Source organism: Rhodococcus sp. X156 (assembly GCF_004006015.1).
Classification (GTDB): domain Bacteria; phylum Actinomycetota; class Actinomycetes; order Mycobacteriales; family Mycobacteriaceae; genus X156.
Genome location: NZ_CP034766.1, coordinates 3494608 through 3509574, shown reverse-complemented (window position 1 = coordinate 3509574; position 14967 = coordinate 3494608). Strand labels below are relative to the sequence as shown.

General features: G+C 73.0%; 19 protein-coding genes. 7 read left to right on the top strand and 12 right to left on the bottom strand.

Features of this window, described 5'->3' with window-relative positions; genetic code table 11:
- Positions 1–82: 82 nt before the first annotated feature.
- Positions 83–544, top strand: a complete 462-nt coding sequence (locus tag ELX43_RS16570; protein WP_241249993.1) for a glutathione peroxidase — start codon at positions 83–85, stop codon at positions 542–544.
- Here the strand turns inward: ELX43_RS16570 and ELX43_RS16565 are convergent.
- Entirely contained in the window at positions 541–975 is a 435-nt protein-coding gene (locus ELX43_RS16565) for a hypothetical protein (RefSeq protein WP_127784376.1), read from the bottom strand. The two genes, ELX43_RS16570 and ELX43_RS16565, sit on opposite strands and share 4 nt — an antisense overlap.
- Positions 976–1042: 67 nt before the next feature.
- Between ELX43_RS16565 and ELX43_RS16560 the strand changes: the two genes are divergently transcribed.
- Positions 1043–2125 carry an alkene reductase gene (locus ELX43_RS16560; protein WP_127784375.1) on the top strand — a complete coding sequence of 361 codons (1083 nt, stop codon included), beginning with the start codon at positions 1043–1045 and terminating at the stop codon, positions 2123–2125.
- On the opposite strand, the gene ELX43_RS16555 is transcribed toward ELX43_RS16560, so the two are convergent.
- The 3 genes from ELX43_RS16555 to ELX43_RS17700 all read right to left on the bottom strand — a co-directional run bounded on the left by ELX43_RS16555 (position 2126) and on the right by ELX43_RS17700 (position 3581).
- Positions 2126–2494 (bottom strand): hypothetical protein, encoded by a 369-nt coding sequence (locus ELX43_RS16555; RefSeq protein ID WP_127784374.1) that lies wholly within the window; start codon positions 2492–2494, stop codon positions 2126–2128.
- Positions 2495–2496: 2 nt separating this feature from the next.
- The gene (locus tag ELX43_RS16550) at positions 2497–3216 is read right to left on the bottom strand and encodes a hypothetical protein (RefSeq protein WP_206518050.1); all 720 of its coding nucleotides are present in this window, start codon (positions 3214–3216) and stop codon (positions 2497–2499) included.
- A 65-nt stretch (positions 3217–3281) separates the two neighbouring features.
- On the bottom strand, positions 3282–3581 hold the full coding sequence (locus ELX43_RS17700; RefSeq protein ID WP_164860683.1) for a type VII secretion target: 300 nt from the start codon (positions 3579–3581) through the stop codon (positions 3282–3284).
- Between the two features lie 90 nt (positions 3582–3671).
- Here ELX43_RS17700 and ELX43_RS17695 point away from each other — a divergent pair, with 90 nt between their 5' ends.
- The 3 genes from ELX43_RS17695 to ELX43_RS16535 are packed head-to-tail and all read left to right on the top strand — an operon-like array spanning position 3672 to position 5887.
- Positions 3672–4226: a hypothetical protein gene (locus ELX43_RS17695; RefSeq protein WP_164860682.1), complete on the top strand. Its 555-nt coding sequence runs from the start codon at positions 3672–3674 to the stop codon at positions 4224–4226.
- A gap of 10 nt (positions 4227–4236) precedes the next feature.
- Positions 4237–5052 carry an alpha/beta hydrolase gene (locus ELX43_RS16540; RefSeq protein WP_127784372.1) on the top strand — a complete coding sequence of 272 codons (816 nt, stop codon included), beginning with the start codon at positions 4237–4239 and terminating at the stop codon, positions 5050–5052.
- On the top strand, positions 5045–5887 hold the full coding sequence (locus tag ELX43_RS16535; protein ID WP_206518049.1) for a DUF72 domain-containing protein: 843 nt from the start codon (positions 5045–5047) through the stop codon (positions 5885–5887). The genes ELX43_RS16540 and ELX43_RS16535 overlap by 8 nt, the downstream gene beginning before the upstream one ends.
- Before the next feature lie 11 nt (positions 5888–5898).
- On the opposite strand, the gene ELX43_RS16530 is transcribed toward ELX43_RS16535, so the two are convergent.
- The 6 genes from ELX43_RS16530 to ELX43_RS16505 all read right to left on the bottom strand — a co-directional run bounded on the left by ELX43_RS16530 (position 5899) and on the right by ELX43_RS16505 (position 11733).
- The gene (locus ELX43_RS16530; RefSeq protein ID WP_127784371.1) at positions 5899–6723 is read right to left on the bottom strand and encodes a DNA-formamidopyrimidine glycosylase family protein; all 825 of its coding nucleotides are present in this window, start codon (positions 6721–6723) and stop codon (positions 5899–5901) included.
- Between the two features lie 43 nt (positions 6724–6766).
- Positions 6767–7732, bottom strand: coding sequence for a siderophore-interacting protein (locus ELX43_RS16525; RefSeq protein ID WP_127784370.1), 966 nt, complete (start codon positions 7730–7732; stop codon positions 6767–6769).
- Positions 7729–8553 carry an ABC transporter ATP-binding protein gene (locus ELX43_RS16520; protein WP_206518048.1) on the bottom strand — a complete coding sequence of 275 codons (825 nt, stop codon included), beginning with the start codon at positions 8551–8553 and terminating at the stop codon, positions 7729–7731. Before ELX43_RS16520 ends, ELX43_RS16525 begins: the two co-directional genes overlap by 4 nt.
- 2 nt (positions 8554–8555) lie before the next feature.
- Entirely contained in the window at positions 8556–9626 is a 1071-nt protein-coding gene (locus tag ELX43_RS16515) for an iron ABC transporter permease (RefSeq protein WP_206518047.1), read from the bottom strand.
- Entirely contained in the window at positions 9623–10615 is a 993-nt protein-coding gene (locus ELX43_RS16510; RefSeq protein ID WP_206518046.1) for an iron ABC transporter permease, read from the bottom strand. Before ELX43_RS16510 ends, ELX43_RS16515 begins: the two co-directional genes overlap by 4 nt.
- A gap of 68 nt (positions 10616–10683) precedes the next feature.
- Positions 10684–11733, bottom strand: coding sequence for an iron-siderophore ABC transporter substrate-binding protein (locus tag ELX43_RS16505; RefSeq protein WP_127784367.1), 1050 nt, complete (start codon positions 11731–11733; stop codon positions 10684–10686).
- Between the two features lie 152 nt (positions 11734–11885).
- Here ELX43_RS16505 and ELX43_RS16500 point away from each other — a divergent pair, with 152 nt between their 5' ends.
- Both ELX43_RS16500 and ELX43_RS16495 read left to right on the top strand, forming a co-directional pair.
- Positions 11886–13151, top strand: coding sequence for a DUF2786 domain-containing protein (locus ELX43_RS16500; RefSeq protein WP_127784366.1), 1266 nt, complete (start codon positions 11886–11888; stop codon positions 13149–13151).
- An 84-nt stretch (positions 13152–13235) separates the two neighbouring features.
- Positions 13236–13793, top strand: coding sequence for a potassium channel family protein (locus ELX43_RS16495; RefSeq protein WP_127784365.1), 558 nt, complete (start codon positions 13236–13238; stop codon positions 13791–13793).
- Here the strand turns inward: ELX43_RS16495 and ELX43_RS16490 are convergent.
- Complete coding sequence (locus ELX43_RS16490; RefSeq protein WP_127784364.1) at positions 13790–14299, bottom strand: O-acetyl-ADP-ribose deacetylase; 510 nt, start codon at positions 14297–14299, stop codon at positions 13790–13792. The genes ELX43_RS16495 and ELX43_RS16490 overlap by 4 nt on opposite strands.
- Entirely contained in the window at positions 14296–14940 is a 645-nt protein-coding gene (locus ELX43_RS16485) for a TetR family transcriptional regulator (protein ID WP_127784363.1), read from the bottom strand. Before ELX43_RS16485 ends, ELX43_RS16490 begins: the two co-directional genes overlap by 4 nt.
- Positions 14941–14967 lie beyond the last annotated feature (27 nt).

Here is a 14967-nt window from a genome sequence, read left to right as displayed (position 1 = left end):
CGTCAGCGCCACCAGCACCAGCCGTGGTCACCATGCAGGAGGTTTCACCGTGAGCGAGCTTCTCGACCAACCGGTCACCACTCTGCAGGGCGAGCAGACCACCTTCGGTGCGCTGCTGGGCGGCCGTGCCGCGCTGGTGGTCAACGTGGCCAGCAAGTGCGGCCTCACCCCGCAGTACACCCAGCTCGAGCAGCTGCAGCAGGAGCTGGGCGGGGAGGCGTTCACGGTCATCGGCATGCCCTGCAACCAGTTCGGTGGCCAGGAGCCGGGCTCGGCCGAGGACATCGACACGTTCTGCTCCACCACCTACGGCGTCACGTTCCCGATGACCGACAAGGTCGACGTCAACGGCGACTCCCGCGACCCGATCTACACCGCGCTGACGGCGGTGCCGGACTCCGACGGCGCGGCCGGTGACGTGCAGTGGAACTTCGAGAAGTTCCTGGTGGCTCCGGACGGCACCGTGGTCAACCGGTTCCGCCCGATGACCACTCCGGACGCACCCGAGGTGCGCGAGGCGATCAGCGCGGTGCTGTCCGGCTAGAGCCCCGCCGAGCTGAGCCAGTCCTGCAGCACCTCGACGGTGCGGGCGTTGGCCCGCTGCACGCTCTGCGGCACCTGGCCGAACAAGGCACGCGGCAGGGGGTCGGCGTCGAGCACCTCGGTCGCCTCGTGGCACCACGCCACCTGCGCCACCCAGGAGCCCTCCGCCTCGTCGTGGCGCACGTCCAGCACCCGCGCCACCGCGTAGAGCACCTGCTGGCCGGCGGCGTAGAGCCACACCAGGTCGCCGGGGCGCATGGTGCGGTAGCCGGAGCTGAGCAGCCAGGTGGCGGTGCCGTCCTCGCCGACGCGCTCGCGGGAGCGCACGTTGCCCGGCGCCAGCACGTCCTGGGCGTCGCGGCCCACCCAGCACCGCCGTCCCGGGTTGGTCGGGTAGAGCCAGTGCACCCCGGTCCACTGCACCCCGGTCACTGCCGAAATCCCTTGTGGGAAGACCCACATCGGGAAGCACCGGCCTCGGCCGGTGGTTGTGCCACCCATGACCGCTCTCGCATCTGACTCTCCCCTCCTGCAGCCGATCACCGTCGGCTCCCTGGTCGCGAACAACCGTCTGTTCATGGCACCGCTCACCCGCAGCCGCGCCACCGACGACGGGGTTCCCACCGACCTGCAGGTGGAGCACTACCGCCAGCGCGCGAGCGCCGGACTGATCATCGCCGAGGGCACTCAGCCCTCCGCCGGCGGGAAGGGTTACACCAACACCCCGGGCCTGCACACCGACGCCCAGCAGGCCGGCTGGGCGCGGGTGGCCGACGCCGTGCACGAGCAGGGCGGCACCATCGTGGTGCAGGTGATGCACGCCGGGCGGATGTCGCACCCGGACAACTCCGGCCACGAGTCGGTGGCTCCCTCGGCGATCGCGCCCCCGGGGCAGACGTTCACCAAGAGCGGGATGCAGGACACCCCCACGCCGCGCGCGCTGGAGACCGACGAGCTGCCCGGGATCGTGGCGGACTTCGTCGCCGCGTGCACCCGCGCGGTGGACGCCGGCCTGGACGGGGTGGAGCTGCACGCCGCCAACGGCTACCTGCTGCACGAGTTCCTCTCCAACGGGGAGAACCTGCGCACCGACTCCTACGGCGGCAGCCCGGAGAACCGGGCCCGCCTGGTGGTGGAGGTGGCGCGCGCGGTGGCCGAGGCCATCGGCGCCGACAAGGTGGGCATCCGCATCTCACCCGGGCACGCGGCCAACGGCATCACCGAGACCGACAACTGGGACACCTACGCCGAGCTGCTGGCCCAGCTCGAGCCGCTGGACCTGGCCTACCTGCACGTGCTGATCGAGTCCGACGACCCGGTGCTGAGCAAGATCCGGGACGCCTGGAGCGGCGTGCTGGTGCTCAACACCGGCTTCGCCGTGCTCAGCGAGCGCGACGAGATGGAGCGGCTGCTCGCCGACGGGGCGGCCGACGCGGTGTCGGTGGGCCGGCCGTTCATCGCCAACCCCGACCTGGTGGAGCGCTGGGCCCTGGGGGCGCCGCTCAACGAGCTGCAGCAGGAGACGCTCTACGGCGGCGGCGCGGAGGGCTACACCGACTACCCGCCGCTGGCCCGCCGCTAGCTAGCGGTCGAACGGCGAGCGCAGCAGCGGGCCGTCCGGTCCGTCGTCCTCGTCCTGCTCACCCGGGCCGGACCGGGCTGCGGCGGCCTGCCGCTCGCCCTCGGCCGCCAGCTCGGCCTTCTCCTCGTCGGTCAGCGCCTCCCAGCGCTGGGCGAAGGCGCGCACGTGCACGTTCATCACCCGGGCGTAGGCGGGGTCGGTGTGTGCCTCGCGCAGGGTGCGCCGCCCGGCCAGCACATCCTCGACCAGGCGGCTGAAGTCACGGTCGTCGCTGCGCTGCGACAGCGTGCGCAGCGAGTCGGTGAGCTGGCGAGAGAGCACGGGGTCGCCGCCGGCCACGTCGAGCAGGCGCTCCTTCGGGACAGGCACGGTCAGACTCCCGGGTGGTCGTAGGCGGCGGACGGCAGGGCGTGCACGTCCAGGTCGTGCAGGCCGCCGAGGTAGCCGGCCATCACCCCGACCAGCCCCTGGCAGGCGATCCAAGCGGCGGAGTGCGCGTCGAGCACCGCGCGCCACACGCTGGTGGCCTTGGCGAGGGTGAGCGCGAGAGCCGCGCCGCCGGCCACCAGGCCCACGCCGGTCCAGCTGGTGGCGGCGGTGGCGGCGGCCTCGGCGGCGGCGGCGATGAGCAGGTCCAGCAGCGTGGCGAAGAGCCCGCTGATGGCGTTGGCGGTCTCGTACATGCCAGTGGCCATGGTGATGAGCTCCTGGCCCATGGCCTTGAGGTCCGGCGCCTGCGACTCGACCGCGTCGCCCAAGGTGGTGAAGTAGGTGCTGGCCGAGCCCGCCGCCTTCCCGTCCCAGGTGCCGGACAGGGTGCTCATCCCGGTGCGCAGGGCCACCCCGTACCCGGTGTTGAACTCACCCAGGTTCTCCAGGGCCTTGCCCGCCTTCTGCACCGCCTGCCAGTCGCCGGCGTACTGGTCGGCGATCCACTGCCAGGGGTTGGTGCCGGTGGCCTGCTCGGCCACCCAGCCGAGCCAGTAGGCCGGGCTCACGTAGTCGGAGACGCCGAGAATCTTCTCGACGAGGTCGGGCACCGGGTCGTGCGCGACCGGGGGCACCAGCTCGTCAACGGGTTGGGGGGTCATCGTCACTCCTGGAGGGGGGAGAAGTGGACTGGCTCAGTACTGGACTGGCTCAGTACTGGACTGGCTCAGTAGCGGGAGTCGAGGTCGGCGGCCGTGGCGGTGTCGGTGCTGGCGTAGAAGACGCTCGCCTTGTCCAGCTCCACGGCGGCGTCCGCGCTCAGCCGCTCCATGCTCGTGTAGTTGGGCGGCAGCTCGCGGCAGACCTCGTCGGCCGCGGCCACCACGGTGGCGAACATGCGGCCCTCGTTGGCCGTGAGCGACACGTGCTGGAGCAGGTAGGTGCCCGCCTGCTGGGCCTGGCTGGCGAGGTCGTCGAGCTGGGTGGCGTAGCTCTCCACGTCCTGGGGGACGACGGCGAAGGGCATGAGGACTCCTCTCGAGAGGGCGATCGCGGGGACGGTCGGGATTCTGACGCTGCCCACGCCGAAAGGGTTCCTGCGGCAAGATGATTCGTCATGACTGAGCTGAAGGTTCCCGTGGCCGTCCCCGCTGAGGGGCCGCCACGGCTGGACGCGACGCAGCTCCCGGTGTGCTCGCGCCACGGGGCGCCCGCGGCGCGGCGGGTGGACCTGGCCGCCAAGTGGCTGCCGGCGCCCGGAGAGCTCCCTGACCTGCCGGCCTCGCCGCGATGGATGCCGCTGGCCCGCATGGGTGACCTCGCCGGCCGGATGGGCGCTGCCACCTACGTGCAGCTGGCCGGGTGGCCGCTGTGCGCGGACTGCGCCCGCACCCGCCGCAGGTGGAGCGCGCTGACCCGGGCGGTGCTCGGCCTCGGGGTGGTGCTGCTGCTCGCGGTGGTGGTGCTCCGGCTGGCGCTGGGCGAGCCCGTCGGGTGGCTGATGGCCCCGCTCCTGGGTGGCGCTGCCCTGGTGCTGCTGTCGGTGCTGCCGTTCTCCCGGGGCAGCCTGGCCACGCTCACCGGCACCACCTGTACCCGTGACACCTCCGCGGTGCTGGTGCAGGACCCGCACCCCGCGTTCGTCGCCGCACTGCAGGGCGACCTGCGGTAGAAAGACGGGCATGGCTGACGCGCGCACGGGCGAGGTACGAGGAAGCACCCAGAGTCTCGCCACCCGCACCTGGCCCAACCCCGACGCCACCTACGTCGCGGTGCTGGCCCACGGCTACGGCGAGCACGTGGGGCGGTACGAGCACGTGGCCGACGCGCTGGTGGCCCACGGCGCGGTGGTCGCCGGGCTGGACCACCAGGGCCACGGCCTCAGCGGCGGCGAGCGGGCGGTGATCACCGACTTCGAGTCCGTGGTGGCCGACCTCGACCAGCTGGTGCGCCAGACCGGCGAGGACAACCCCGGCCTGCCCACCGTGCTCGTCGGCCACTCCATGGGCGGGTTGATCGCCGCGCGGTACGCCCAGCGCTACGGGCACTCCCTGGCCGCGCTCGTGCTGTCCGGACCGGTCCTCGGCAGCTGGCCCACCGTGGAGCACCTGCTCGGGCTGCCGGAGATCCCGGACGAGCCGCTGGACGTCACCACCCTCTCCCGCGACCCCGCCGTCGGAGCTGCCTACGCCGAGGACCCGCTGGTGTGGCACGGACCCTTCAAGCGGCCGACGCTGGAGGCCCTCGCCACCGCCATCACCGCCGTCAACGACGGCCCCGACCTCGGCGGGCTGCCCACCCTGTGGCTGCACGGCGAGGACGACCAGCTGGTACCGCTGGCGGCCACCCGGTCCGGGGTGGAGGTGTTGCGCGGCACCCGCTTCGAGGCACTGGTCTACCGCGGCGCCCGGCACGAGATCTTCAACGAGACCAACCGCGACGAGGTGCTGAACGACGTCACCGACTTCGTCACTCGGGCGCTCAACCCCGGTGAGTGAGGCGGCGCACCAGGTACGGGTGGGGATCTCCGGGTGGCGCTACCCGCCGTGGCGCAAGGTGTTCTACCCCGAGGGGCTGGTCCAGCGCCGCGAGCTGTCCTACGCGGCCAGCAAGCTGCGCACCATCGAGATCAACGGGTCCTTCTACTCGCTGCAGCGACCCACCAGCTACCAGCAGTGGTACGCCGAGACCCCCGACGACTTCGTCTTCTCGGTCAAGGGGCCGCGCTTCGTCACGCACATGAAGAAGCTGCGCGACGTGCAGACCCCGGTGGCGAACTTCCTCGCCTCGGGGGTGCTGGCGCTGGAGGACAAGCTCGGCCCGCTGCTGTGGCAGCTGCCCCCCAACCTCGGCTACCACGCCGATCGCCTCGCGGAGTTCTTCGCCCTGCTGCCCCGCACCACCTTCGCCGCCGCCGAGCTGGCCCAGCGGCACGACGAGCGGATGGACGGCCGCAGCTGGACCACGCCCAGCCAGGACCGGCCGCTGCGCCACGTGCTGGAGGTGCGCCACGCCAGCTTCACCACCCCCGAGCTGCCTGCGCTGCTGCAGGAGCACCAGGTGGGCCTGGTGGTGGCGGACACCGCGGGCAAGTGGCCGCTGCTGGAGACGGTGACCGCCGACGTGGTCTACGTGCGCCTGCACGGCGCCGAGGAGCTCTACACCAGCGGCTACACCGACGAGGCCCTGCAGGCGTGGGCGCGCAAGATCCGGCGCTGGGCCGAGCAGGCCGACGTGTTCGTCTACTTCGACAACGACGTCAAGGTGCACGCCCCGTTCGACGCCATGGCGCTGGCCGAGCGGCTGGGCGTGGCGGCGGCTGCGGCCACCTGAGCCGAGCCCGGCTAGGCCTGCTCGCGCGAGCACCAGTAGGTGGTGCGCCCGCCCACGGTGGCCCGTTCCATCGGCGCCCCGCAGCGCGGACAGGTGCCGTCCCGCTTCCGCGCGGCGACCACCTCACCGGTGTGCACCCCGCCCATCGCGATGGCGGAATCGATGGCCCGGCCCAGGGCCTCCCACAGCCGGTCCAGCTCGGGCGCGGTCACGTCCCTGGCCGGTCGGCTGGGCCGGATCATCGCCTGCCACAGCACCTCGTCGGCGAGCAGGTTGCCGATGCCCGCGACCACCGTCTGGTCCATGAGCCGCGCCTTGATCGGCGCCAGGCTGGCGCCCACCCGCTCACGCAGCTCCTCCCGGCCGATCTGCTGGGCGTCCGGCCCCAGCAGGTGGATGTCCGGCTCCAGGCGCACCCGGCCCAGGCGGCGCTTGTCGAACAGCGTCAGCTCGCCGCCGTCGGCGAAGGTTATCCGGAAGCGGGTCCACACCGGCTTGTCGTTGTCGCCGGCGACCAGGAACGGCTCCCCGCCGCCGTAGCGGCCGCCGGAGACGTGCGGGCCCTCCGGGTCGAGCACGTAGATGCGCCCGCTCATGCCCAGGTGGATGCCCAGCCGAGGGCCGGCGTCGCCGTCGGCGGTCGTGGTCTCGCACCACAGCGACTTGCCCACGCGGTGGGCGGCGACGAGCTCGCCGCCGCGCAGGGCGGCTGCGATCTCGCCGGGGACGTGCGGGCGGCAGACGTAGGTGTCGGTGTCGTCGACCTCGGTGATGCGCCGGTGCAGCGCACGCTCCAGGACCTGTCGGGCGCTCTCGACCTCGGGCAGCTCAGGCACCGGGTCAGTCTGGCAGCCCGCCGACTTCGCCAGGCCGCCGGTGTCAGGAGCCCTCGGCCCGGCCCAGCCGCCAGTAGCCCATGAACGCCACGTCGGTGCGGTCCACCCCGAGGTCGCGCACCAGGTGCCGGCGCAGGTCACGCACGGTGGCGGCCTCGCCGGCGATCCAGGCGTAGAACGACGACGAGCCGTCCTCGTCGTTGGCGGCCTCCCACAGGATGTCGCGGTCGATGTCCACCTCGGGCAGCACGTCGGCCGGCGGTGCGTCCCGGCTCGCGGTCGCGGGTGGGACGTCGGCCAGGGCGGCGCGCACCGCCGTGGCCAGCGCAGCGCCGTGCGGCCGGCCGTCCCGGGGCAGCCACACCACCTCCACCTGGGAGGGAGTGGTCACCGCGAAGGTGTCCTCGGCGCAGGGCACCTCCAGGATGGCCTGCCCGTGGTAGCCGGCGGGCAGCGTGGCCAGCACCGACGTCACCGCGGGCACCGCGGTCTCGTCGCCGGCCAGCAGCACCCGCACCGGGTGCTCCTCGCTGGCCCGCGGCGGGTGCCACTCGATGCCCCCGAGCACCCCGCCGGTCGCCTGGTTGGGGCCGAGGATGGTGATCGGGTCGCCCACGGCGGCCGCGGCCGCCCACTGGGTGGCGGGGCCGCCGTGGCCGTCGGCGTCCAGGTGCAGCACGAAGTCCAGGTCGAGCTCGGGCACCGGCAGGTCCAGCCGCAGCCCGCGCACGGTGTAGGTGCGCATGCATCCCCGCACCCGCGGGTCGGTGGCCAGCCAGCGCGGGTACCAGCCGGGCGAGAGGTCCAGCGGCGCCCACGGATCGCCCAGCTCGCCGGGCACGATCACCTTCACCCGCAGGTCGCGGGTGCCCAGCGGTCCGCCGCGGTGGAACTGCGCCAGGTCAGCACCTCGGAAGGTGATGCGCAGGTAGCTGGGGGAGAGGCGCTGCACCGCGGCCACCGTCACCGGGAAGGCGAGCAGCGTGGGCACCTCGACCGGGGCGGTCATCGGCGCACCGGGGCGGTCGTCGCGCCGGAGCGGTGCCGGCCCAGCGGCACCACCATCGGCGTGCCGGTCACCGGGTCGGGCACCACGGTGGAGCGCAGCCCGAAGACGGTGCGCACCATCTCCTCGGTGACCACCTCCGCCGGGCTGCCGCTGGCCACCACCGCGCCCGCCTTCATGGCCACCAGGTGGTCGGCGTAGCGGGCGGCGAGGTTGAGGTCGTGGAGCACGATCGCCACGGTGGTGCCTCGTTCCTGGTTGAGGTCGGTCAGCAGGTCGAGCACCTCGACCTGGTGGGCCACGTCGAGGAACGTGGTGGGTTCGTCGAGCAGCAGTATGTCGGTGTGCTGGGCCAGCGCCATGGCGATCCACACCCGCTGGCGCTGTCCGCCGGAGAGCTCGTCCACGCTGCGCCCGGCCAGCTCCAGGGTGTCGGTGGTGGCCATCGCCTGGGCCACGGCCTCCTCGTCGGCGTCGGACCACTGCCGGAACCACCCCTGGTGCGGGTAGCGGCCACGGCCGACCAGGTCGGCGACGGTGATGCCCTCCGGCGCCACCGGCGACTGGGGCAGCAGGCCCAGCGAGCGGGCCACCGTGCGGGTGGAGAGCTGGTGGATGGCGCGGCCGTCCAGCAGCACCGCCCCCGAGGCCGGCTTCAGCAGTCGCGCCAGGCCGCGCAGCAGCGTCGACTTCCCGCAGGCGTTGGCTCCCACGATCATGGTGACCTGCCCCTGCGGCAGCGTCAGGGACAGGTCGTCCACCACCGTGCGCTGGTCGTAGGCCAGGGTCAGCGACCGCGCCTCGAGCGTGTGTTCGCGGTTCACGGTCATCCTCCTCGGCCCACCCGGTTGGCGGTGATCAGCAGGTACAGCAGGAACGGGGCACCCAGCGCACCGGTGACCACGCCGACCGGCACGGCCGCCCCGGGCAGCAGGTTGGCAGCCACGTAGTCGCCGGTCAGCACGATGAGCGCACCCACGGCGGCGGCGACCGGCAGTGCCACCCGGCCGCCCAGCAGCCGCCGGGCGATGGGGCCGGCGAGGAAGGCCACGAAGGCCACCGGCCCGGCTGCTGCGGTGGCCACCGCGGCCAGCGCCACGCCGATGAGCAGCAGCAGCAGGCGGGCGCGGGCCACCGGCACCCCCAGCCCGGCGGCGGTGTCGTCGCCCAGGGCCAGCCCGGTCAGGTAGCGCGCACCCAGCACCGCGGCCGGCAGCAGCACCACCAGGGCAATGGCCAGCGGTGCGGCGCGGTCCCAGCTGCTGTTGTTCAGCGACCCGTTGAGCCACCGCACCACGTCCGAGGCGGACTGGATGCTGGTGCGGGTGAGCAGGAACGAGGTGACCGCCTGCAGCACGGCGGCGATGCCGATGCCCACCAGCACCAGTCGCTGCCCGCCGAGGCCACCGGAGCGCGACAGCACGTGGATGGCCAGCGCCACGGCGCAGGTGCCGACGAAGGCGGCCAGCGACACCGTGGTGCCGGTGGCGCCCAGCACCACCACCGCGAACACCGCCGACGCGCTGGCCCCGGCGGTCACGCCGATCACGTCGGGACTGGCCAGCGGGTTGCGCAGCATGGTCTGGAAGATGGTGCCGCTGATGCCGAAGGACGCGCCCACCAGCACGGCGATGACCGCCCGGGGCAGCTTGTCCTCCATCACGATGAAGCTGGCGCCGGGGATGGTCTCGCCGAGGAGGATGCGGAAGAAGTCCGGGATGGTGACGGTGTAGGAGCCCAGCAGCACGTCGACGAAGAACATGACCAGCACCGCCAGCGCCAGCGCGCCCGCGGTGAGGGTGGTGCGGCGCCGGTCACCGCGGCGGACTGCGCGCACCGTGGCGCGGGCCTCGGTCAGCGCCTCCTGGTCGGCTCCGGTGCCGGTGCGGAGGCTCACGAGCTGGCCACGGACTTGCGGCGACGGACCAGCCAGACGAACACCGGGCCGCCGATCACGGCGGTCATCACCCCGGCCGGCACCTCGCCAGGGGGCAGCGCCACCCGGCCGATGATGTCGGCGACCACCACCAGCACCGCGCCGAGCAGCGCCGAGCCGGGCAGGATCCACCGGTAGTCCCCGGCGACGAAGCCTCGCAGGATGTGCGGCACCACCAGCCCGACGAAGCCGATGGGTCCGGCCAGCGCAGTGGCGCCGCCGCACAGCAGCACCACGCCCAGCCCGGTGACCACGCGGGTGAGCCCGACCCGTTGGCCGAGGCCCCGCGCCACGTCGTCGCCCAGTGCCAGGGCGTTGAGCACCCGGCCGGTGGCGAGGGTGAGCAGCAGACCCACCAGCAGGAAGGGCGCCACGGTGCGCACCTCGTCCCAGCCGCGACCGGCGACGGCTCCGACCTGCCAGAACCGGAAGGTGTCCAGTGTCTGCCGACTGCTCACCAACACGGCGCTGGTGAGGGAGACGATGCCGGCGTTGAACGCGGCGCCGGCCAGGGCCAGCTTCACCGGGGTGGCGCCCTCGCGGCCGATGCTGGCGACGGTGTAGACCACCACCCCGGCGACGGCGGCACCGGCCAGGGCGAACCAGATGTAGGCCTGCAGGGAGCTCAGGCCGAAGACGAAGAGGGCGATCACCACGGCCAGCGAGGCACCGGCGTTGATGCCGAGGATGCCGGGGTCGGCCAGGGGGTTGCGGGCCAGGCCCTGCATGGCCGCGCCGGCCAGGCCCAGTGCGGCGCCGACCGCGACGGCGACCACGGTGCGCGGCAGCCGCGCGCGGACCACGGTGTGGTCGGTGTCGGCCGGGTCGTGGTCGGTCCAGGCCTGCCAGACCGTGCTCCAGGCGACCGTCCGGGCGCCGTACTTCAGGGACAGGACGCAGACCACCGCCAGCACGAGCAGGGCCAGCACGAGCGCGGCCGAGCCGGCCACGCGGGATGCGCGTGACCGGCTCGGGGTGCTCGCGGCGGTCGCCGCGCGGGTGGGGGTCTGCGTCACCGTCAGGAGGCCTTGCCGGCGGCGTCCGCCAGCAGCGGGAGGTACTGGTCCAGCGCCCACGGGATGCTCAGCACGCTGGCCGCCGACAGCGACAGGGTCAGCGTGTTGTCGCTGGTGGTGACCAGGGCGCCGTTCTTCACCGCGGGGATCTGGCTCAGCAGCGGGTCGGCCTTGATGGTGTCCACGGTCTTGGCGTCGGCGACCCAGCTGACGAAGACGTCGGCGGCGAGCTGGTCGGCCCGCTCCGGGGACCAGCTGACGTAGAACTCCTCGCCCTTGGCGTTCTGGGCCACCACCGGGGCCAGGGTCATGCCCAGCGAGGAGAGGAAGCGCGGCCGGTTGTCCACGTCGGTGTAGAGGTAGATCTTCTCCGCCGCAGACGGGTCGAGGTTGCCGTAGATGAAGGTCTTGCCCTTCAGCTGCGGGTACTGCGCGACCTTCTCGGCGATGAGCTTCTCGTTGTCGGCGATCAGCGTGTCGGCCTCGCTGGACTTGCCCAGTGCCTGGCCGATCATCTTGGCGGAGTCCTGCCAGGAGGTGCCGTAGGCGACACCCGGCGGGGCGATCACGGGGGCGATCTTGCTCAGCTTGTCGTACTCCTCCTGGGTGATGCCGGAGTAGGCGGCCAGGATGACGTCCGGCTGGGCCTTGGCGACCTCGGTGAAGTTGATGCCGTCGGTCTCGGAGTACTGCGCCGGCGCCTTGCTGGTGCCGATCTCCGCGCCCGCCTTCTTCAGAGCCTCGTCCTTCCAGGGGGTCGAGCCCTTGTCGTTGCCACCGAACTCGTCCTTGGACATCCCTACGGGGACGACGCCCAGCGCCAGCGCCACGTCGGCGTTCACCCAGGAGACGGTGGCGACGCGGGTGGGCTGCTTGGCGAGGGTGGTCTCACCGAAGGAGTGCTTGATGGTGACCGGGTAGGCCGTGGACGAGCTGGTGGTGGGCTCGGTGGCGGCGCTGTCGTCGGAGGTTCCGGTCGAGCATCCAGCCAGGGCGAGTCCGAGCACCACGGACACGGCGGCGATCGCGCGTGTGCGGCTCCAAAGGGACATGGTTCTCCTCAGACGACGGTTAGGTAAGGGGAACCTAACAGCAGGGGTGGGTCGCTGCCTACCGGGGCGGCACCAGCGCTGCCTGCAGCGTTGCTGTGGACGGTGAGGGAGCCCACGGTCGGAGGAAGTGGGCGAAGACGGACAATGGACCCGTGGGTTCCTCGAGCAAGAAGCGTCCGGGTGCCCAGCGCACCTCCCGTCTGGCCCCCGAGCCGGCTGCCGACGCGTCGGTGGCCGAGCTGCTGCACGCCGCGGCGGCCCTGGTGGGCGGCACCCGCACCGAGACCCGTCGCCTCGACGGGTACGTGCAGCGCCTGGCGCGGCTGGATGCTGAGGCCGAGGGCGCCTGGCCGGTGCTGCAGCCGGTGCTGGAGACGCTGTGGGATCACGGGTGGCAGCCCGCCGACGTGGCCCACGTGGTGCGGCGTGACTGGCCGGCCACGGTGGTCGACCTGGCCGTGGGGCTGGTGGCGGGCGACGTCCGGGCCCGGCCGGACCTGCCGGAGGAGTGGTCGGTGCAGCTGCACACGATCGGCGCCGAGACGGCTGCTGCGGACACCGCGGCGTGGAGCAGGCGCCACCTGCTCTCACCCACCGAGGCCTGGTACGACGTGGCGTGCCTGCTGCACCGCCTCACCACGCTGCCCACGCTGCAGGTGCTCAGCCCTCCGCCGTCACAGTGGTCCACCGGCCCGGTGCTCACCCCGGTGGCGGGCAGCGGAGGCGCTGGCGAGCCAAAGATGCTGGCCCGCATCCGGGCCCTGCTGGCCAAGGCGGAGTCCACCGACTATCCCGAGGAGGCTGAGGCGCTCAGCGCCAAGGCCCAGGACCTGATGACGCGCTACGCCATCGACGTGGCCGTGCTGCGGGCCGGTGCCGGCAGCGGGGTGCTCGGCCAGGTGCGCGCCCGCCGGGTGCACGTCGAGACCCCCTACCCCGACGGCAAGGCACAGCTGCTCAGCGTGGTGGCCGAGGCCAACGGGGCCCGGCTGATCTGGGCGGAGAGCCTGGGCGTGGCCACCCTGGTGGGTCTGCCCGAGGACCTCGACCTGGTGGAGCTGCTGTTCACCTCGCTGCTGCTGCAGGCCACCCGGGCGATGACCGAGCCGGGGCAGGGCAGCGAGAACCGCTCGCGCTCCTTCCGGCGGGCCTTCCTCATCGCCTACGCGGTGCGGGTGGGCGAGCTGCTCGAGCGCAGCAGCCGCCACGCCCAGGACGAGGCCGCGCAGGCCTACGGCGCGGAGCTGGTGCCGGTGCTGCGCGAGCGCGGCGAGGCGGTGGCGGAGGTGTTCACCCAGCTGTTTCCCGACGTGGTGGTGCGCCGCAGCCGACCGGTGGACGCGCAGGGCTGGCACGCCGGCCGCGCGGCTGCCGACTCCGCTGACCTGGGCGCCAACCGCACCCGCCTGGCCCAGTAACCCACCGCGCTCGCCTGGCCGGGCGCTGTCGGGCTGCGTAGCGTCGGGTCCTGGCCCCGGTCGGCGGCGTGCGGGGAGGCGTGGGTGTCCACAGGTCGCTCCTACGCGCAGCTCAGCGCGGAGCAGCGCCGCTCGCTGCTGCGTCGGGCGGTGGTGTGGCCCACCGGCACCGCGGTGGTGCTGGTGGTGGCGTACTTCGTGCTTCCACTGCGGCGGGTGGACGACGTGCGCACCTGGGTGCTGCTGGTCGCCGTGCTCGTCGTCGTCGTGGTGGTCGCGGCGTGGCAGGTCTACCGGATCACCCGGGACCGGTACCCGGTGGTGCAGGCGGCGGAGGCGCTGGCCGCGGTGGTGCCGACCTACCTCGTGGGGTTCGCGATGGTCTACCACCTGATGAGCGAGGCCAGCCCGACCAGCTTCGCCGAGCCGCTGTCCCGGATGGCCGCGCTGTACTTCACCGTCACGGTGGCCAGCACGGTCGGCTTCGGCGACATCACCGCTGACACCGACGCGGCCCGTGCGGTGGTGACGGTGCAGATGCTGGCCAACCTGGTGCTGCTGGGCCTGGGCGGGCGGTTGGTGCTGCTGGCGGTGCGCGCCGGGCGCAGCCGGTCCGCCGCCGGGGACGACCCGCCGTCCTAGCGGAGCTGGCGCTGGATCTCCTCGGCCACCGCCGGTGAGAACGCCACCAGCGTCACCTCGTCCACCGTGGTGGGTGCGTTGCGGATCGCGGTGAGCGCCTGGCTCACGGCGTCCTCCAGCGGCCAGCCGTAGGCCCCGGCGGAGATCAGCGGGAAGGCCACGCTCGTCGCGCCCAGCTCGTCGGCCACGGCGAGGCTGGCGGTGTAGGCCGAGCGCAGCACAGCTGAGCGGTCCTGGCTGCGGGAGTACACCGGGCCCACGGTGTGGATGACCCACCGGGCCGGCAGGCGACCCGCCGTGGTGGCCACCGCCTGCCCGGCCGGCAGCCCGTCGGGCAGGCTGCTCGCGCGCAGCTGCCGGCACGCCGCGAGGATCTCCGGGCCGCCGGCACGGTGGATCGCCCCGTCCACCCCGCCACCGCCGAGCAGCCCCGAGTTGGCTGCGTTCACCACGGCATCCACCGGCAGGGCGGTGATGTCGCCCTCGACCACCCGCAGCTCGGTCACGGCTGGTCCTCCGCCCCGGGGGCTCCGCTGGTGCCCACCGCCCGCCCGTCCAGCAGCCGGTGGCAGGCCAGCCGCAGGTCGTACTCCGCCTCCGCGGTGGTGAACCGGGCGTTCAGGCTGGACTGCAGGATGCCGAACCACATCATGATGAGGATGCGGATGACCGCGGCGGTGTCCTGGTCGGGGTCGTCGGTGCCCAGCACCCGGGCGAGCGCCTCCCGGATGGAGGTGTCGATGACGCGCACCTCGGGCACGGTCTCGGCGTTGGCCGACTGCACCGCCTGGATCATCGCCGACGCCAGCGTGGGGTTGTCCAACAGGTAGCCGTGGATGCCCCAGAGCGTGTCGAAGATGCGCGAGGCGGGGGTGCCGCCGGTGGGGGGGTTGCGGGCGAAGCCCTCGCTCAGGCCCTGCACCTGCCGGGCCATCACGCCGACGAACAGGTGGGTCTTGGACGGGAAGTAGCGGTACAGCGTGCCGATGGCGACCTCGGCGGCCTCGGCCACGTCGTGCATCTGCACCCGGTCGAAGTCCTTGGCCATGGCCTGCTCGGTCGCGGCCTGCAGGATGCGCACCCTGCGGGCCCGTTGCGGCTGGGTGGTGGGAGCGGCCGCTGACCTGCTGTCGGCTACACGAGGCATCTGCCTACCCTTCCACCGTCCTGGGTG